The following is a 16,887-nucleotide window of genomic DNA, read 5'->3' as shown; positions in this document are numbered from 1 at the left end:
CAGTATTTCAACAGTAACTCTCTACCTATTTTGAGTAGAGTAATATGCATTCTCTCACTCAATTAAAATAGTTTTAGTAGTCTGGTCAAATAAACTATATCCTTCTTTTAAAAGCTCATATGTTATATAAAACCGGTTGTAAAATTATTGCAACCTGGAAAAAAATAAGAAAGGAGATTATAAAATGAGTCATTGGAAATGCACGCATTGTAAGTACGTCTGTGAAGAACCTACTAAAAAATGCAAACGATGCAATAATCATCATTGGGAACAGGGGGAAGAAGATAACAACTGGTCTTCCACTGGAAGTAATGAAGAAGCAACAGTTTTTCAAGGTGGTGGTCAGTTTTCATCTGTCGACCAAGAGTCAGACGAATTAATCTGGATAAAAGATTCTTGTAACGTAACAGTTCGGTCAACAGATACACAAGCAGCGGTTTCACTACAAGTAGGCTTACAGCTTGCTATAGCACTAGTCATTAGCATAGCAATTGGTGATACTATTCAAGGTCAAGCAGTATCACAAGAATTGTTCCAACAGTTTAATGATGAGCAAACGAACAAACAAAAAATTTATGTAGATAATTCAAAGGACGTCAATATTGTAACTACAGATACGGACTTATCCGTTAATATCGAAGCTATGTTACAAGTATTGGTAGCATTAGTTGCGAAATTAGATATTTTTTAATCAAAAATAAAAGAGGTGAATAAAAATAATGGAGAAAAGAAAATGGAGAGCTTTAGATCATTGTGATGATCCCAGTGGTAATGACAGTGATGTTCTACAAGATGGGAAACAATCAGTATCTACAAAACAACAATCATTTGAACGGATTATCGTAAAGGATTCTGAAGGCGTAGAAATACATTCTACAGATACACAAGCTGCTATATCACTACAACTAGGAATACAAGCAGCTATTGCAGCTGTAATAAGTGTTACTATTGGTGATTCTGACCAAGGAAGAGCAGTGACTCAAGACCTAAACCAATTTATTAAAACAAAACAAAGAAATGTACAAACAACTATAGTCGAAGGATCTAGAAATATTTCCGTGACAACTACGGATACCGACTTGGCAGTTAATATTCAGGCTATGTTGCAAATTCTTGTAGCTATCGTTGCAAAATTAGATATTCTATAGTTTTTACGCTGAAAAAAACATTTGACCAAATTTAGTTGGATTTTTTCTGTGCATTAAAGAAAAGTATTACTTTGAACACGTAACACAGAAACTTATTCCTAATGTTATAGAAATAGCCACTCATTTAAACTGCTCAATTTTCCTGTAGTTGCATATGTTAATATTGAGCGGATTTTAACTGAAGGAGTGAACAATGTGAGTAATTTACCGGAAAAACCAAACGCTATTTCAAACAAAGTAATTGATCTTCTAGTGGATGATACACTTAGAAGAAATGGTATTAATCCAGAAAACATCAAAGAAAAGTTGACAGATCAACAAAAAAAGCAACTAAAGGAATTAGTTGAAGATTTAACTCAGCAAGTTAGCACATTTACTGATCAACCTAATACAGATATGAAGAATTCGAAATAAATTATATATATCAGCCAAATATTTAAGGCTAGGAAAAAAGATTAATTTCATTCCTAGTCTTTTATATTTTGTAGTTAAGTCAATTTTGAACCTTTAGTAAATACTAAGCCATTTATCAACAATTTCATTATTTAGTTCAATTAATTATAATGTTGCGCAGAGAGGACTTTATCATTTTAGTTATTCTTTTTACTTTCTTATCTTCATTAATAATTTTCAAGGATATTTGAATAATTTCCATATAAAATTGCTAAAATTCGACATATTATTGACGAAGACTGACAATTCAAGTATAGTTTATGTATCCATTTATAGAATTTTTAGTGGATTAAGGGAGGAACGTTTATGCAACAGGGGAAAGTAAAATGGTTTAATAATGAAAAAGGGTATGGTTTCATTGAATACAACGATGGAGAAGATGTATTTGTCCATTTTACAGGAATTCAAGGTGATGGATTTCGAGCATTAGATGAAGGACAACAAGTAACGTTCGAAATAGTTGAAGGAAACCGTGGACCTCAAGCTGCAAACGTGATTAAAAACGAATAGAAACGCTTCTTCCCCGCGGCAAACTAGTCGTGGGACTTTTTTATTTTGAACCCTTTAATTTGCTACCAATTTGTTTTATACTCTCACCAACCGTGCATTGTTCTATACAAAACTTATACGCAATTGTTTTGCCGCTTTCTTTTCGTAATTGCTTCCGAACAAAGCAGCCATCACAATAAGTATCTGATAAATAATCAATTTCATTTATTAGCTGTGTATTTTTCATACATTTCTACTCCTCACTATTTCATAATTGTACTATTATGTTTCTTTTGTTTGCAACTATCCCTCTAATCATTCAAACTAGATATATCCATTATTTTTTCAAAAAAGGTGATTATATGTTAGAAGTATATATTGACGGTTCAACTACTGGCAATCCTGGTCCAAGTGGAATTGGTGTGTTTATCAAAGGAGAAGGTCACCATATAAAAATAAGTGAGTTTATCGGAGAATACTCTAATCACACGACCGAGTTTATCGCATTACAAAGAGGTTTAGAAGAGGTCCAAAAACTATCCCCCTCCATTGTCTCTGCTCGTACTGATTCTCAAATCGTTTGTGCCGCAGTAGAAAAAAGATATGCCAAGAATCCCGAATTTGCCGCTATATTAGAGAAGATTTTAGCGTCGATAGATACATTTGACTTATTTTTTATCAAATGGATTCCAGACGAACAAAACAAAGCAGCACACGCTCTTGCACGAGAGGCTGTATTAAAACAACTGCCTAAAAAGTAAAAGGCAGTTGTTTTATTTTATTCATTTTATATTATAGTTCTTCCTTATTATGTGTTTGTTCAAAATCCAGCTCTATTGCTACTTTAGCCTTGTTCAAAAAATTCACAATGACTTCGTCACTTCCAAACAATTGAAAAATAGACAGCAATGGATTTTTCGGTTTGTTTATAGAAGTATAGATGAATTTTGTCTTTTTGTCACTTTGACTTTCTAATTCATACTCTGTCGTCATTTTAAAGCGGTTATTAAGAAGGAAACTTTCCTGAATTGCTTTATAATCGGGATCATTGATAAATTTTTTTATTGTAATTTCATATTGCTCGATTAATGCTCCATTTTGATAACTTTGGTTTAAGACAGTACCTATAATGGGTTCAGTTTGCATGATGATTTCCTCATCTACTACTTTCGGGAATATCTTTTTCTTTTTTGATATGTCTCCGTAAAAGTATGGCCATGCAAATTCAATTGGTACATTTATTAGAATTTCTCTTTTCCATTTTTTCATTTGTTTTTCATCCCTATTCTATCTTGGATAGCATTTTTTCTAGTTTAACTCTCCATTCATCTGCTAGCTCATTTACTTTGAGTACATTTTCTATTCCTTCTTTGAAGTCTTTTTGATAAAAATAAATAGAATGAGCGTAGGAAACAGTAATTTTTTCTGGATGTTCAAAAATTCGTTCGATACGTTCAACGTTCGTAATCCGACCTTCTTTAATAACACGACATAAATAACCAGTATGACCAGTTTCAATCATTCGTTTCATCAGTGGTTTGACACCTGTTCTTTTATTGATCGTATTGCATGGTATTCTTCCTTGAGTTACTTCAATAATTGTCTCTCCAATGGAAAAACGATCGCCAATATGTATGTTTTCTTCCAGCATATTTTCTACAAGTAAATTTTCACCAATTGCACTTACTGGGAAATTCATCTGAAATTCCTTGGACCAGTTTCTGTAATGCTCCACGCTATACATACAAACTGCTCTATCTAGACCTCCGTGATGCTTTAAATCCGCAACTCCATCGTTATTAAAGCCATCCTTTGTCAAATATGCTTCCGTTACCTGATTTTTAAAAATCCCTGACCGAAGCTCTTCTCCTAAATCATTCCGCACAGTTCTAGGTTTACCTACTGAAATTGCTACTAGTTTCATTTCTTCCAATTTTCAAACACCTCCAAAATATTACTATTATCATAGCATAATAATTTAAAAAATCGGTTGTATAATATACAAAAAAAACAGACTCTCTAGTGAGAGCCTGTTAAAGTTAGTTTTAGGTTTAAAATTAAGCTTTAACTACGTTAGTAGCTTGAAGGCCACGTTGACCTTGCTCGATTTCAAAAGTTACTTCTTGACCTTCGTCAAGAGATTTGAAACCTTCGCTTTGAATAGCTGAGAAATGTACGAATACGTCGTCTCCGCCTTCACGTTCGATAAATCCGAATCCTTTTTCTGAGTTAAACCATTTTACTTTACCTTGTTCCATGTGTATATCCTCCTCGTATGCAAAAGCTGCACACATTGTGTTACTATCCTTGCTCAACACTGTTAAGTAAAAGTGTTGCCACCTACTAACTAACCGAACAAAAATAATCCTCTTTAAATATAACACGCATTTCCTTATTATGCAACTATTATACCTAATATTTTTTAGTGTTTTCTAATAATGCCCCTATCGCACCGCTATAGCCATGTTTGTCTAAAAAGATTGGTTTTTTTAGTTTTAAAATTGTATAGGATTCAATGATTTGCTGGAGTAATTCATTGTCTTCAAGCGTAGTTCCTATGTATATGATATCCTCCACTTGATGGGCTTCCGCAACTTGGATACAAAGAGATGCTACTACCTCGCCAATTATTCCTTGAACACCAGCTAACAAATCGTAAGAGCTAGTATGTGTGTCAGTATTCAATGAAATACCTCCAAAATTACTTGCTGTTAAGGTACCTTTTAAAGGAAGCTTATTATTTTTGTATATATCACTTACTAAAACATCAATTTTTGTCCTGCTTCCCGCTCGAGATTGTTCGATGATCTCCTCAAAATCGGATATACCCGTTAAAGCCATACCCAGACCAAGAAGGGTTCCACCTCCAATACCTGTACCACCTAATCGTTTATGTATATTTTCTTGCATAATATGTATAGAGGTACCCGTACCAATATTGGCTATAATAGCAGCTTTAGGTTCGATTGATCCTTGCTTCATTTGATACATGACGCCGTTCATAGTCGCATCAAATTCGACTATATATGGTATTTCCTCACTTGTGCTAAAATGTACTTTTAATTGCTCCGCACGACCACCAGTGACGCAGATAGAAGCATTCGGATGATTAAGTTCAATCCAATCCTTAACTTTTCGGAAATCTGAAGAATGAAATCGCTCAAAGATCATCTCATTATGTTCATTCCAATAAGCTATTTTTGTTAATGTTCCACCTGCATCAATACCGATTCTAGTAGTCATTCTAATTCCCCTTTATGTTATGACACTTACTTTATCCATGATCCTACAATAGGATAGTTAAAGGTGTCTCCTGTAATGGCTTTAACAATTCCAATAATCGGAACTACAAATGCCATTATACCAAAAATGATAAGCATCGGAATACCGATTAGAAGAAAAATTAAAAAGAAGGAAATAGTAAGAAGTACTGACATAACTAATTGAAACAAAATAGCTTGAATGGAAAGCTTTTTAATTTCCTCGTCATTTACAACTAAAAATAGTATAAACGGCACTAAAAAAGGTGCAAACCATGTACTTGCATGAAGCAAGATTTTAAAACCTGTGTTTTCCATTTTCATCTCACTCCTCTTCTACTTTTATACGATTGTACTAGATGAATAGTTTCACTTTTTCTTTTCATACACTGTTTTACCCGCTACTACAGTCTTTACTACCGAGGTAGAAAGAATGTCTTCTTTTTTGAGCACATTATTCAAAATAGTAAAATCTGCATCATAACCAGGTAATATCAATCCTCGTTTATTTTCTCTCCCAATTGCTTTTGCACTGCCGGATGTATATAAAGAGACGGCTTCAAATACAGTTAATTGCTGTTCTGGCAAGTAAGAATTATTAACAGCTTCATCTATCCCAAGCAATGGGTCAGCTAGTTCGATTGGCGAGTCAGACCCTCCTGTACAAATGAATCCTTTCTTGAGTAGTGATTTCCAAGCATAAGCCCATTTTAATCTGGAAGATCCAATCCTATCTTTTACCCAAGGGAAATCTGAAGCAACGAATATTGGTTGTATATCCAGTATAACTGGCAGCTTTTTCATTCGTTCAACAAGGTCAGCACGTAATATATTTACATGTATTAACCGATCCTTCTTTCCTTTTGCTACAGGATATTTTTCTATTAAGTTTACAATTTTTTCAACAGCTAAGTCACCAATTACATGAACTGCAATATTCTCCTTATAGTTGCGGGCCATTTTTACTAGGCTCTCTAACTGTTCTGGGCTATGGATCTCCACTCCTTGCTTTCCTGGTTCATCCGAGTAGTCTTCAGATAATAATGCTGTTCTACCTCCCAATGAACCGTCTACAAATATTTTCATTGCTCCAAATTCGATAAAAGATGACGATTCCTCCCCCTGCATTTGTTCAAAAACATTATGATGTCGTAAAAGGTGAACTCTAAAATCATTTTGTACTACCTCACGATATGCTTGTAAAGGCACTTCATAATGTCCGTAATAGGCCATATCCTCTGTATGGACACCAGTTATCCCCTTCGATTTTAAGTCCTCTAAACTAGAAGCAATAATTTTCTTCAAATAATCGGTAGTTGGTAATGGTATATGCTCTGTTATTAGACTCTGTGCTTCATCGAAGAATAGGCCATTAAGCTCGCCGTTTTCATCTTTACCTATTACGCCTCCATTTGGATTTGGGGTTTCTTTTGTTATACCTGCTAAATTCATGGCGGTCGTATTTGCTACAAGTACATGTCGACATACTCTTTTTAAAACTACTGCGGTTTCAGAGATGAAGTCGATATCAGCACATGTTAATGGTCTATTTTCTTCTAGGTTATTGTCGTTCCATCCTTCCGTCACATACCATTTTTCGTTAGTAATATAAGAAGGAATGATTTCTTTTATTTGTTTAATAGAAGTAAAAGTGGATAAGTCTAAATAGGATAACTTCTCACCATGACCTATTAAGTGAATATGGCTATCAACAAAACCTGGATACATGACAAATCCATCTAGTGATTCCACACGATCTGCTAATGGAAGAAGATCTTTTTTGGGACCAGTATTGATAATCACTCCATCTTCTACTAATACCGCTTCAACGAAATCATCTTCTGCTTCCATCGTGAAAATCATTCCATTTGTCCATAGTGTTTTCATTACTTTGACCCCTTTCTTAGCTCTGTTAATTCATCTACCAGTAGCTCTGCCGCTTTTCGATAAGCATTACTCATATTCGAAAGCGAAGCAATGAGTAAGATTAGTTTGTCCATTTCCTCCGCTTCCTGATTTTCAACTTCTCTTTCATGACTTTTCATTTCATCAATAAAATTCACGGCATTTTTTTGTTGCAGTTTCACCCAGGAATTATAAAAAATTTCTAATGAAAAATCTTCTGTGGCCATTTTTTCATTTATCGGCTCTAACACTGATTTAATATCTTTTATAGAAAGTGCGCCTTTTAACTGATATATTAGGCTGATCATCATTATATGATCTTTGGAATACTTTTTGTTTTTAATGGGTATAAACAATTTTCCCTTTGCATAATTATTGATCATTGTTTTAGTTAATACCTTTTCATCTTCATTGCGTAAAGACTCATTATATGTTGCATCAAATAACTGAATCACTTGGTCCATATACAAATCAATAGCCGGAATATCTTCTTCCTGTATAGTGGACTTTAGATCCAATTTTTGTGTGATTTCTTCTGATTTGCTCACTAATATTCCTCCAGTGTATACATTACGTTTATCATAACTTATAAAATAGTCAAGGTAAACCTTGACTATTTGTTGCAATAGTAATACATTTATATGTAGTTAACGAAACTACATGAAGAGGTGGAGATATTTACATGAATACATATATAAGAGAGCCGTTTAACAGTCTGTCACACTTATTAGGAGCGTTGTTAGGTCTTGTAGGATTAATTCTAATGTTAGTGAAAGGGTCAGAAATCAACAGTCCACCCCTAACTTTAACTGCAATTGTAGTTTTTGGTGTTAGCATGATTTTACTTTATGCTGCATCTGCTACTTATCACTGGTTGATAGGAAAAGCTCAGCATATACAATTTTTAAGACGACTAGATCATTCCATGATATATATTTTAATCGCTGGTACCTACGCACCATTTTGCCTCATTACATTAAATAACACTGCGGGATATGTTTTGTTTATTATTATTCTATTATTAGCGGCTAGTGGTATTTTGTTTAAAATGATTTGGTTCAATTGCCCAAGATGGGTTTCTACTGCTATTTATATTGGCATGGGCTGGATGATTATTTTCTTAGCACCAACACTTGCTGACTCTCTAGGTACAACAGGACTACTTTATCTAATTTTGGGTGGGATCTCTTATACTATTGGGGGAATAATTTATGGGGTAAAGCCAAATATTCCATTCATAAATAAATTAGGATTTCATGAAATATTTCATATTTTCATATTATTAGGAACATTATTTCACTTCATTTGTGTTTATGTATATGTATTGTAGAACATGTATAACGGAATTGAACAATCAAATTCAAAATAGAAAATATCGTAGTTAAATCCGAACAAAATTGATTTCCGCTCTAGGCGGACGCTTTCCGCGGGAGGGGGGGGGAGCGATGAGCTATCACCGTTGCTAAAGCATAGTTGTGATAGCTCATCTGTCTCACTCATTCCGTCGGAGTCGCCACCTTGCACTACAATCAATTAGTGTGTAGTACTCCACTAGAAGATTTAGCCTTCTTTTCGCTTAGGATAAGATTGACCAAATTTTAGAGAGTGATCAACTTATTTGTAATTGCTTTTGAATTAGAAATGCGATTATACAATGATAGAGGAAGAAAGCAGATTGTCTTTTATACTAGTGGAAATAAAGAGAAATAGTAAGTGTTGACTCATAAAGAAGCGAAATAGCGAACGAAATTGCATCTTGGAGAGCTTACTCATTGAATAGGATAGTATCTTATCTCTAGTTATCCAAAAATGCACTAACCTTTTTCTTAGAGTTGTATGAGGGCGACGGACAGAAAAATGCCATAAAATTACCGGAAAAGGAGAGGTTGGTTGTGACGACAGTCACAACCAACCTCTTTAAAAAATACTCGGTAATAACATAGTAAAACGTCTGCCCAAAGCACTTCGAAAACGATAAAAACAGGTTTTGAGCTAAAAGGATCAGGCGTCTTTCTACCCGGTTTTTCTTACATTATATTAATCTTTTTTTATTGATCTCCAACAAGCAGTGTAGGTTCTAGCTCTATTTCCACATTACCTCTGAGAGCTTTACTGATCATACAAGTATCTTCAGCTTTCACTAATAATCGATTAGCCATTTTGGAATCTTTTTCATTAACTATTACTAACTTTGGTCGATGTATTATTTTTTTATATGTAAAAATGGCATTCGTCACATCTACTACAGCAGATGATTCAACAACGAGTGATACTTTTTCTATCTGACTTCTCTCTAGCATGGCAGCAAGTGTGATAATATAGCATGTCGTGGCTGCTCCTAGTAACATTTCGTCAGGATTTGTTCCTATCCCAGGACCATACATTTCTGAAGGGATTGAAATTTTTGTTTGGAGATTTTGTGCGTGTATAGATCCTATATCATTACGATTACCTGGCCAGTCCGCTTTTAGATGAAAATAATGTTCTGTCATTAATATCATTCCTCTCGAGTTTTGCATATTCTATTGGAAATATTGTAAAGTTCCAGTATGATTAATTAGTGAAAGTAGGCGAATTAATTGATAAAGAATTATGGAAAAACTGCAATTTCAATTATTTTAATTTCAATGTTTTTACTTATTTTAGGAGTTAAATATGTACTTGGTCAAGATTTAGTTATTATGAACTTGCTTGCATTTGCTGCGTTTTCAATAGTGATCGGCGTTTTAGCAGGTGCCATGCTGTTTTATAAATTAACTAAAGCGTTTTATATATTCGCTATTGGTTTACTAATCGGATTTTTTGAGATGTATCGTTCATTTATTGCTGGACCAGAAGAATTTGGTGACTTAGCAGGTATTCTCTCTTTATTTATTTTCACTGCTTTCGGGTTTGTAATTGGATTAATAGTTGAAGCCATTTATTACTTACTAAGAAAAAACGAGCATAAGGATTAGATACTGATCCTTCCTGCTCTTTTTTACTTTTAAGACGATATTCATTTATTCTCTTATGGTTTTGCAAAAACTGTATTATTACGACCATTTGATTTTGCTTCGTAGAGAGCTAAGTCAATCCTTTGCATAGATTGCGTTAGCGTTTCACCACATTTATATTCACTTACCCCTAAAGAAAGAGTAATTTTTTCCTTAATAGGTGAACTAGAATCCTCTACAGTCTTTCTTATACGTTCTCCCAGAATATATGCTTCTTGAATATCTTTTTCGGGAAGTATAATGATGAATTCCTCTCCACCAATTCGAATACACTCTTCTTGTTCCATACAAAATTCTTTCAAAATTTTGGAAATAAATTTGAGTACTTCATCTCCTACAATATGCCCAAACTTATCATTAACTTGTTTAAAATGATCAATATCTATCATGATTAAAGAAAACTTAACTTTTTGATCCAGTAATTTGTCAAACAAAATATCTGCATATCTTCTGTTTTTTAAACCTGTCAATGGATCTGTCACAGATATTGTCTTCATATTATCGACAGTTTCTTCCTGACGCTTCCTATAATTTTCAATCGTTTCCGTCAGTTGTTTTGCCTCAAAATACCAAATAGGAATCTCAAGAGCTTCTTCTTGACCGCCTCTAGGTCGTAACGTGTATATGGCGAGTTTTCGTAATGGTGATGCTAATTTAGTTGATATATAGAAGGCTATAACTATAAAAATTAGAATAAGCGGCAATGAAAATGAAAAGATCGTTAACATTATTCCGGATAAAGGCTTTAATGCACTTTTATATGGGGTCTGTGAGACTACTCCCCACATACTTTTCTCTATGTATGTATATCCTGCCAGAAAGTTATTTCCTAGTGTATTATCTATTTGCAGAGCCCCACTTTTCTGTTCTATTAACTTCTGAACAACAAGATTACTTTCAACAGAGCTTCCTATTCTAGTTTTATCTGGATGATAGATTAGAGTCCCCTCCCGATCAACCACGTATACGTAAGAACCGTCTTTAGAATAATGTTCAGCAAGTATATGATGGATAAAGTTGTCTTCCTCCAAATAAATAGTTCCATTCAACATTCCCATATATTTTTCACTTCCATTAAACAATGGGGTAGAAATAAGTATTAGAAGCCTTCCTGTTTGTGCATAATATGGTTGAGAAATAAATGGTTCCTTGTTTACTAAAGCTTCCTTAACAGCATTGGAGTTAATTTTATTGCCAACAATACCAATATTCGGTGTGGTTGCAATCGCAATTCCTTGATCATTGATAACGGACAAAGAGTTGAAGTGCTTACCACTTACATTTATTTGTTCTAATATATCGGAAACTGCTTTATGATTAACCATATTCTTAACCACATCTGACTTTCGAGCTTCCAAGTTACTTTGCATATATGAAAAAACTTCATCCGTCATTTGACCTAATTTCATAGAATACATTCTATTTTGCTCTAATGAATTTTCAATCAGGCTTTTTTTTGTTACAAAATAACTGGAAGTTAAAGTACTAACTATTATCCCTAACATAGTAAAACAGATAAGTGATAAAATCCAAAACCTTAAAGTTTTCAATAAACCCCTCCTATAAATACGAATAGCTATGAAATCTGTTTAATAATTAATATCTATCATATAACATTAACATGAAAAAAACTACGACTAAACATAGTCGTAGTTTACTATTAATGCCCGCCAAGATAGGCAAGTTTAACTTCTTCACTATTTTGTAATTCCTGTGCCGAACCAGAAAGTACAACTCTTCCCGTTTCAATAACATATCCTCTACTTGCAATAGATAGGGCCATATTAGCATTTTGCTCAACCAATAAAACAGTAGTACCTTCACGATTAATATCTTTAATCACTTGGAATATTGTTTTAACCATTAATGGAGCAAGTCCCATAGAAGGTTCATCTAATAATACGAGTTTGGGCTTTGCCATAATCGCCCTTCCCATAGCTAACATCTGTTGCTCTCCTCCTGAAAGAGTCCCGGAATGCTGTTTTTTACGTTCTAATAATCTCGGAAAGATTTCATATACTTTTTGCATATCCTGATGGATTCCTTGTTTATCTTTTCGGAGAAATGCACCTAACTCTAAGTTTTCTTCAACTGTAAGATTTGCAAAAACACGTCTTCCCTCCGGTACATGGGATATCCCAGCCTTTACAATGGATTGAGCTTGTTTGCCGGAGATCGATTTGTCCAGAAACTCTATTTTCCCTTTTTTGGGTTTTAACAAGCCAGAGAGAGTTTTTAACAACGTACTTTTCCCCGCTCCATTTGCACCAATCAATGAAACAATTTCTCCTTGATTAACAGTAATAGAAACATCACGTAGCGCTTGGATATTCCCGTAAAACACATCTATATTTTCTATTTTAAGCATTGTCATCGTGAACTTCCTCCCCTAAATAAGCCTCTATAACCTTAGGATGGTTACGGATCTCTTCTGGTGATCCTTCCGCAAGAAGTTGACCATGATCGAGTACATATATTCTTTCGCAAACGCCCATTACTAAATTCATGTCATGCTCTATCAACAAAATAGTTAAATCGAACTTTTCACGTACAAATCCAATTAAGTTCATTAAGTCGTGTGTTTCCTGTGGATTCATACCAGCTGCAGGTTCATCTAGTAGAAGTAATTTAGGTCCTGCAGCTAGAGCTCTTGCAATTTCCAATCTCCTTTGTTGACCGTACGGTAGATTTTTTGCTAGTTCATCTTTGTACTTTTCAAGCTTGAAAATTCTTAGGAATTCTAATGATTTTTCTTCCATCTCTTTCTCACCTTTAAAATGAGAAGGCAAACGTAAAATAGAACTTAACATTGTATGTGTTGCAAGAGAATGGTAAGCAACTTTTACATTCTCTAATACAGATAATTCGTTGAACAAGCGAATGTTTTGGAACGTTCTACTAATACCTTTTCTAGTTACTTTAAATGGCTGTAAACCGTTTATTCTCTCGCCATTAAAAAGAATATCTCCTTCAGTCGGAACGTAAACACCAGTCAATAAGTTAAAGCTTGTAGTTTTACCAGCACCATTTGGACCAATTAATCCAACAAGTTCTCCTTGATTTAATGTCATGTTTAAGTTTTGTACTGCTTTTAGACCACCAAACTTAATACCAGCATTTTTCACTTCCAGTAAAGGTTTATTTTCCATGCTGATCGCCTCCTTTTGGCGTTCTCCAAAGCTTGAAATAATCCGTAATTTCCATTGTACCCATCAGACCTTTCGGACGATATAGCATTACAAGGATTAATACAAGACTATAAATAATCATTCGAGTTTCAGGATATCCTTGAAGATACGTAGAAACCACTGTTAATAGAATAGCTGAAAGTACCGCGCCAGAAAGACTACCCAATCCACCTAGAACAACAAATATTAAAATATCAAATGATTTTAAAAATCCGAATTGACTCGGTTGAATGATATAAAAGTTATGAGAATACAACGCACCCGCTACCCCGGCAAAAAAGGATCCAATAGCAAATGCAGCAACTTTGTAATAAGTAGTATTTATCCCCATCGCATCTGATGCAATTTCATTTTCTCGAACAGAGATAGCTGCTATCCCATGTCTCGAATTAGTAAAATTCACTATTACTACAATGGTGATGACAAGACAAACAAACGCATATGTCCAAGTCGTTAAATGAGAAACTTGCATCCCTGCAGCCCCACCAACATAGTCTATATTCAAAAATACAATACGAATAATTTCAGCAAAACCAAGCGTTGCAATTGCCAAGTAATCTCCTTTTAATCTTAAACTTGGAATACCTACAATTAGTCCCGCTAAAGCAGCAACAATTCCCCCTACAATAATGGCAACGAAAAAGGGAAGATCGAGTTTCATTGTCACGATTGCCGAAATATAAGCTCCTACCGCTAGGAAACCAGCATGACCAATAGAAAACTGTCCTGTAATACCAATTACTAGATGTAGGCTGACTGCTAAAATTATGTTGATAGCTATAAATATAAGAGTATTAGAATAAAATTGATTCATCGTTCCATTTGCAATAAACACTTGAATCACTGTGTATACTAATACTGCCGCTATAATAAATAGCCAAAACTGTTTTGACTTTTTCATAATTATGTATCACCTACACTTTCTCTCGTGTATTTTTTCCAAAGATTCCTGAAGGTCTAAAAATTAGAATTAATATTAAAATGATGAATGCTGCGGCGTCTCTCCATAAAGAGAACCCTAAAGCACTAACAATCGTTTCAACAACTCCAAGTACCAATCCACCAACCATTGCTCCAGGAATTATTCCAATTCCACCTAGAACCGCGGCAACGAACGCTTTCACACCGGGAATTACCCCCATTAGCGGATCTATCTTTGTATAATATACTCCGAATATAACACCAGCTGCTCCAGCTAATGCTGAACCAATTGCGAAAGTTGCAGATATTGTATTATCAACGTTTATGCCCATTAATTTAGCAGCTTCTGTGTCATGAGAGACAGCTCTCATCGCTTTTCCTGTTTTTGTTTTGTGTACGATGAACTGTAATAAGATCATTAATACAACAGAAACCGAAAGTATAAGAATGGATTGAATGCTAATTTGAGCACCTAAAAATGCAAATGAACGATTGGAAAACACATCTGGATATGCTTCTGGTTGAGCCCCTCTAATATAAATTACTCCATATTCAATTAACAACGATACACCGATTGCTGTAATTAATGCAGCAATTCTTGTTGCATTACGTAAGCGTTTATACGCAATTCGCTCAATGATAACTCCGAATAATGCACATGCTGCCATCGATAAAATAAGTGCAGGAAAAAATCCCAATCCAAACACAGTAATAGAATAAAAGCCGATGAACGAACCGACCATGAACACATCCCCATGTGCAAAGTTGATCAGCTTAATAATTCCATAAACCATTGTGTAACCTAGTGCAATTAGTGCGTATATACTCCCGAGTGAAATACCGTTTATTAATTGCTGTATCCATTCCATAAATTTTCACTCCTATAGCTTAAGATTTCAACTAGTTTAGAAATAGAAAAGGAGGGATATCAATCCCCCCCTAAAATACACAATTCTTAAGGATTAACTTTTGCTTTAAATTGTTGACTACCATCTACGAATTCAATAATTATTGCTGATTTAATCGGATGATGATTTTCATCAACAGAGTATAATCCTGTTACAAGGTCTAATTGATCAGTAGCTTCAATCGCTTCTTTAATTTTAGTTCCGTCTGTAGAATCAGCACGTTCAATAGCGTCTTTTAATAAATAAACCGTATCATAACCAAGTGCATTGAATGAGTTAGGCTCTTTACCATATTTTTTCTTAAAGTTGTCAGAAAACTCTTTCGCTTTACCATCTGGATCTTCAGATGAATAAGCAGTAATAATGAATGTATTATTTAAAGAATCTGCTCCAGCCAAGTCGACTAGTGTTGGAGAATCCCAACCATCTGCCCCCATTAATGGAACAGTGATTCCTAATTCACGGGCTTGCTTAACGATAAGGCCCACTTCTTCGTAGTATCCAGGGATAAAGACAAACTCTGGATTAGAAGATTTAATACGAGTTAGATTTGATCGGAAATCAGTATCTTTTGCAACATAAGATTCCTCTGCAACAATTTTGCCTCCAGCTGCTTCAAAATCTTTGATAAAAGCAGCAGCAAGACCTTTTGCGTAATCACTTGCATTGTCCGCATATACTGCAGCTGTTTTTACTTTTAACTCGTTTGTAGCAAAGTTAGCAGCTACTGTCCCTTGGAATGGATCGATAAACGCCGTACGGAATGTAAATGGATTTACTTTTCCATCTTCTCCTACAGTTACAGTTGTACTTGTGCCTGAAGGCGAAATCATAGGTGTTTTAGTATCCGTTGCTATTTGAACTTGGGCAACTGAGTTACCACTTGTTGCAGCTCCAATAATAGCTACTACTTTGTCTTGACTCGTTAATTTAATTGCCCCATTAGTCGCTTCTGCTGCATCCGATTTATTGTCCACTTTGATAAGTTCGATTTTTTTCCCATCAATACCACCAGCTTCATTGATTTCCTCAACAGCTAAATCAATTGCATCTGCTTCTGATGTACCATAAGATGCTACCCCTCCTGAAAGCTCAAGATTGGCACCAATTTTAATAGTGTCTCCGCCTTCTGAACTAGTTCCTGCTTCTTCCCCACTTCCGCAACCTGCAAGAATTCCGATCAATAATGTAGATGATAGGAAAAGTGAAGCAAATTTCGATTTCTTCATAAATGTTACCCCCATTTTGTTTGATAATTCTGAATTTATAAGCTATACTACTTGCTTTCTCCCTTTTGCAAGCATAAACTCAAACACTATCATTTTGTAAGAACAACCCTATTGTAAAACAAACTTTAAATTCAGTCTACACTAATTTTTCACTATTATTTGAAAATTTACAATATTATATTAAGTAAAATTTTATATACAGTCGTTAAGTCCTTATAAAATAAGGATTAGTAGGTCAATTTACTTGTATTAAGATTGCCAATATTTTTTAAAAAATATTTTTCTATTTAAACTTATGCAATATATTTTATTATTTATACTAATATTCCATACAATTAATGGAAGTTTTATTGTTTTTACTTTTCAGTTATTTTTATATATACTGTTGAT

At 34.4% G+C, this 16,887-nt stretch carries 22 protein-coding genes; 7 read left to right on the top strand and 15 right to left on the bottom strand.

The genetic code is table 11. The features are described from left to right. Positions 1 to 184 precede the first annotated feature (184 nt). The 4 genes from ACN6MX_RS07730 to ACN6MX_RS07715 all read left to right on the top strand — a co-directional run bounded on the left by ACN6MX_RS07730 (position 185) and on the right by ACN6MX_RS07715 (position 2,111). Positions 185 to 691, top strand: a complete 507-nt coding sequence (locus ACN6MX_RS07730; protein ID WP_419962040.1) for a spore coat protein — start codon at positions 185 to 187, stop codon at positions 689 to 691. A 28-nt stretch (positions 692 to 719) separates the two neighbouring features. Continuing rightward, positions 720 to 1,148, top strand: a complete 429-nt coding sequence (locus ACN6MX_RS07725; RefSeq protein WP_419962039.1) for a spore coat protein — start codon at positions 720 to 722, stop codon at positions 1,146 to 1,148. A gap of 195 nt (positions 1,149 to 1,343) precedes the next feature. After that, the gene (locus ACN6MX_RS07720; protein WP_419962038.1) at positions 1,344 to 1,562 is read left to right on the top strand and encodes a spore coat protein; all 219 of its coding nucleotides are present in this window, start codon (positions 1,344 to 1,346) and stop codon (positions 1,560 to 1,562) included. Between the two features lie 345 nt (positions 1,563 to 1,907). After that, positions 1,908 to 2,111: a cold-shock protein gene (locus ACN6MX_RS07715; protein WP_090561500.1), complete on the top strand. Its 204-nt coding sequence runs from the start codon at positions 1,908 to 1,910 to the stop codon at positions 2,109 to 2,111. A gap of 40 nt (positions 2,112 to 2,151) precedes the next feature. Here ACN6MX_RS07715 and ACN6MX_RS07710 read toward each other — a convergent pair whose 3' ends face one another. Further along, the gene (locus ACN6MX_RS07710; RefSeq protein ID WP_419962037.1) at positions 2,152 to 2,337 is read right to left on the bottom strand and encodes a zinc-finger domain-containing protein; all 186 of its coding nucleotides are present in this window, start codon (positions 2,335 to 2,337) and stop codon (positions 2,152 to 2,154) included. A gap of 115 nt (positions 2,338 to 2,452) precedes the next feature. Here ACN6MX_RS07710 and ACN6MX_RS07705 point away from each other — a divergent pair, with 115 nt between their 5' ends. After that, positions 2,453 to 2,851 carry a reverse transcriptase-like protein gene (locus tag ACN6MX_RS07705; RefSeq protein WP_419962036.1) on the top strand — a complete coding sequence of 133 codons (399 nt, stop codon included), beginning with the start codon at positions 2,453 to 2,455 and terminating at the stop codon, positions 2,849 to 2,851. 31 nt (positions 2,852 to 2,882) lie between these two features. Here ACN6MX_RS07705 and ACN6MX_RS07700 read toward each other — a convergent pair whose 3' ends face one another. From ACN6MX_RS07700 to ACN6MX_RS07670, 7 genes are all read right to left on the bottom strand, one after another. Beyond that, positions 2,883 to 3,359 carry a hypothetical protein gene (locus tag ACN6MX_RS07700; protein ID WP_419962035.1) on the bottom strand — a complete coding sequence of 159 codons (477 nt, stop codon included), beginning with the start codon at positions 3,357 to 3,359 and terminating at the stop codon, positions 2,883 to 2,885. A 13-nt stretch (positions 3,360 to 3,372) separates the two neighbouring features. After that, entirely contained in the window at positions 3,373 to 4,014 is a 642-nt protein-coding gene (locus ACN6MX_RS07695) for an MOSC domain-containing protein (RefSeq protein ID WP_419962580.1), read from the bottom strand. Between the two features lie 133 nt (positions 4,015 to 4,147). Next, positions 4,148 to 4,348 (bottom strand): cold-shock protein, encoded by a 201-nt coding sequence (locus ACN6MX_RS07690; protein WP_053589685.1) that lies wholly within the window; start codon positions 4,346 to 4,348, stop codon positions 4,148 to 4,150. Positions 4,349 to 4,502: 154 nt separating this feature from the next. Next, entirely contained in the window at positions 4,503 to 5,333 is an 831-nt protein-coding gene (gene coaW, locus ACN6MX_RS07685; protein ID WP_419962034.1) for a type II pantothenate kinase, read from the bottom strand. 26 nt (positions 5,334 to 5,359) lie between these two features. Continuing rightward, positions 5,360 to 5,668: a DUF4870 domain-containing protein gene (locus ACN6MX_RS07680; RefSeq protein ID WP_211896374.1), complete on the bottom strand. Its 309-nt coding sequence runs from the start codon at positions 5,666 to 5,668 to the stop codon at positions 5,360 to 5,362. 51 nt (positions 5,669 to 5,719) lie between these two features. Further along, complete coding sequence (locus ACN6MX_RS07675) at positions 5,720 to 7,237, bottom strand: amidohydrolase (RefSeq protein ID WP_419962033.1); 1,518 nt, start codon at positions 7,235 to 7,237, stop codon at positions 5,720 to 5,722. Further along, complete coding sequence (locus ACN6MX_RS07670) at positions 7,237 to 7,803, bottom strand: DUF1836 domain-containing protein (RefSeq protein ID WP_419962032.1); 567 nt, start codon at positions 7,801 to 7,803, stop codon at positions 7,237 to 7,239. The genes ACN6MX_RS07675 and ACN6MX_RS07670 overlap by 1 nt, the downstream gene beginning before the upstream one ends. Positions 7,804 to 7,937: 134 nt before the next feature. Here ACN6MX_RS07670 and trhA point away from each other — a divergent pair, with 134 nt between their 5' ends. After that, the gene (trhA, locus tag ACN6MX_RS07665) at positions 7,938 to 8,585 is read left to right on the top strand and encodes a PAQR family membrane homeostasis protein TrhA (RefSeq protein WP_419962031.1); all 648 of its coding nucleotides are present in this window, start codon (positions 7,938 to 7,940) and stop codon (positions 8,583 to 8,585) included. Between the two features lie 718 nt (positions 8,586 to 9,303). Here trhA and ACN6MX_RS07660 read toward each other — a convergent pair. Next, entirely contained in the window at positions 9,304 to 9,747 is a 444-nt protein-coding gene (locus ACN6MX_RS07660) for an OsmC family protein (protein ID WP_419962030.1), read from the bottom strand. 87 nt (positions 9,748 to 9,834) lie between these two features. On the opposite strand from ACN6MX_RS07660, the gene ACN6MX_RS07655 reads away from it, so the two are divergent. Further along, positions 9,835 to 10,212 (top strand): hypothetical protein, encoded by a 378-nt coding sequence (locus ACN6MX_RS07655; RefSeq protein WP_419962029.1) that lies wholly within the window; start codon positions 9,835 to 9,837, stop codon positions 10,210 to 10,212. Between the two features lie 53 nt (positions 10,213 to 10,265). Here the strand turns inward: ACN6MX_RS07655 and ACN6MX_RS07650 are convergent, their stop codons facing one another. From ACN6MX_RS07650 to ACN6MX_RS07625, 6 genes are all read right to left on the bottom strand, one after another. Then, positions 10,266 to 11,801, bottom strand: a complete 1,536-nt coding sequence (locus ACN6MX_RS07650) for a sensor domain-containing diguanylate cyclase (RefSeq protein ID WP_419962028.1) — start codon at positions 11,799 to 11,801, stop codon at positions 10,266 to 10,268. A 110-nt stretch (positions 11,802 to 11,911) separates the two neighbouring features. Further along, positions 11,912 to 12,619: an ABC transporter ATP-binding protein gene (locus ACN6MX_RS07645; RefSeq protein ID WP_419962579.1), complete on the bottom strand. Its 708-nt coding sequence runs from the start codon at positions 12,617 to 12,619 to the stop codon at positions 11,912 to 11,914. Continuing rightward, entirely contained in the window at positions 12,612 to 13,400 is a 789-nt protein-coding gene (locus ACN6MX_RS07640) for an ABC transporter ATP-binding protein (RefSeq protein ID WP_419962027.1), read from the bottom strand. Before ACN6MX_RS07640 ends, ACN6MX_RS07645 begins: the two co-directional genes overlap by 8 nt. Next, positions 13,390 to 14,340: a branched-chain amino acid ABC transporter permease gene (locus ACN6MX_RS07635; RefSeq protein WP_419962026.1), complete on the bottom strand. Its 951-nt coding sequence runs from the start codon at positions 14,338 to 14,340 to the stop codon at positions 13,390 to 13,392. Before ACN6MX_RS07635 ends, ACN6MX_RS07640 begins: the two co-directional genes overlap by 11 nt. Positions 14,341 to 14,353: 13 nt before the next feature. Then, complete coding sequence (locus ACN6MX_RS07630; protein WP_419962025.1) at positions 14,354 to 15,229, bottom strand: branched-chain amino acid ABC transporter permease; 876 nt, start codon at positions 15,227 to 15,229, stop codon at positions 14,354 to 14,356. Between the two features lie 86 nt (positions 15,230 to 15,315). After that, positions 15,316 to 16,497: an ABC transporter substrate-binding protein gene (locus ACN6MX_RS07625; RefSeq protein WP_419962024.1), complete on the bottom strand. Its 1,182-nt coding sequence runs from the start codon at positions 16,495 to 16,497 to the stop codon at positions 15,316 to 15,318. Positions 16,498 to 16,887 lie beyond the last annotated feature (390 nt).

This window comes from Psychrobacillus sp. BM2, assembly GCF_048572895.1.
Lineage (GTDB): Bacteria > Bacillota > Bacilli > Bacillales_A > Planococcaceae > Psychrobacillus.
The sequence above is the reverse complement of the archived record's forward strand: the minus strand, read 5'-3'. Positions and strand labels throughout refer to the sequence as shown.

Coding starts and splice junctions, on each gene's coding strand:
- trhA (WP_419962031.1), top strand. CDS start 7,938: ATGAATACATATATAAGAGAGCCGTTTAACAGTCTGTCACACTTATTA.
- ACN6MX_RS07680 (WP_211896374.1), bottom strand. CDS start 5,668: ATGGAAAACACAGGTTTTAAAATCTTGCTTCATGCAAGTACATGGTTT.
- ACN6MX_RS07690 (WP_053589685.1), bottom strand. CDS start 4,348: ATGGAACAAGGTAAAGTAAAATGGTTTAACTCAGAAAAAGGATTCGGA.
- ACN6MX_RS07730 (WP_419962040.1), top strand. CDS start 185: ATGAGTCATTGGAAATGCACGCATTGTAAGTACGTCTGTGAAGAACCT.
- ACN6MX_RS07660 (WP_419962030.1), bottom strand. CDS start 9,747: ATGACAGAACATTATTTTCATCTAAAAGCGGACTGGCCAGGTAATCGT.
- ACN6MX_RS07700 (WP_419962035.1), bottom strand. CDS start 3,359: ATGAAAAAATGGAAAAGAGAAATTCTAATAAATGTACCAATTGAATTT.
- ACN6MX_RS07705 (WP_419962036.1), top strand. CDS start 2,453: ATGTTAGAAGTATATATTGACGGTTCAACTACTGGCAATCCTGGTCCA.
- ACN6MX_RS07625 (WP_419962024.1), bottom strand. CDS start 16,497: ATGAAGAAATCGAAATTTGCTTCACTTTTCCTATCATCTACATTATTG.
- ACN6MX_RS07635 (WP_419962026.1), bottom strand. CDS start 14,340: ATGAAAAAGTCAAAACAGTTTTGGCTATTTATTATAGCGGCAGTATTA.
- ACN6MX_RS07725 (WP_419962039.1), top strand. CDS start 720: ATGGAGAAAAGAAAATGGAGAGCTTTAGATCATTGTGATGATCCCAGT.
- ACN6MX_RS07715 (WP_090561500.1), top strand. CDS start 1,908: ATGCAACAGGGGAAAGTAAAATGGTTTAATAATGAAAAAGGGTATGGT.
- ACN6MX_RS07640 (WP_419962027.1), bottom strand. CDS start 13,400: ATGGAAAATAAACCTTTACTGGAAGTGAAAAATGCTGGTATTAAGTTT.
- coaW (WP_419962034.1), bottom strand. CDS start 5,333: ATGACTACTAGAATCGGTATTGATGCAGGTGGAACATTAACAAAAATA.
- ACN6MX_RS07630 (WP_419962025.1), bottom strand. CDS start 15,229: ATGGAATGGATACAGCAATTAATAAACGGTATTTCACTCGGGAGTATA.
- ACN6MX_RS07710 (WP_419962037.1), bottom strand. CDS start 2,337: ATGAAAAATACACAGCTAATAAATGAAATTGATTATTTATCAGATACT.
- ACN6MX_RS07645 (WP_419962579.1), bottom strand. CDS start 12,619: ATGCTTAAAATAGAAAATATAGATGTGTTTTACGGGAATATCCAAGCG.
- ACN6MX_RS07675 (WP_419962033.1), bottom strand. CDS start 7,237: ATGAAAACACTATGGACAAATGGAATGATTTTCACGATGGAAGCAGAA.
- ACN6MX_RS07695 (WP_419962580.1), bottom strand. CDS start 4,014: ATGAAACTAGTAGCAATTTCAGTAGGTAAACCTAGAACTGTGCGGAAT.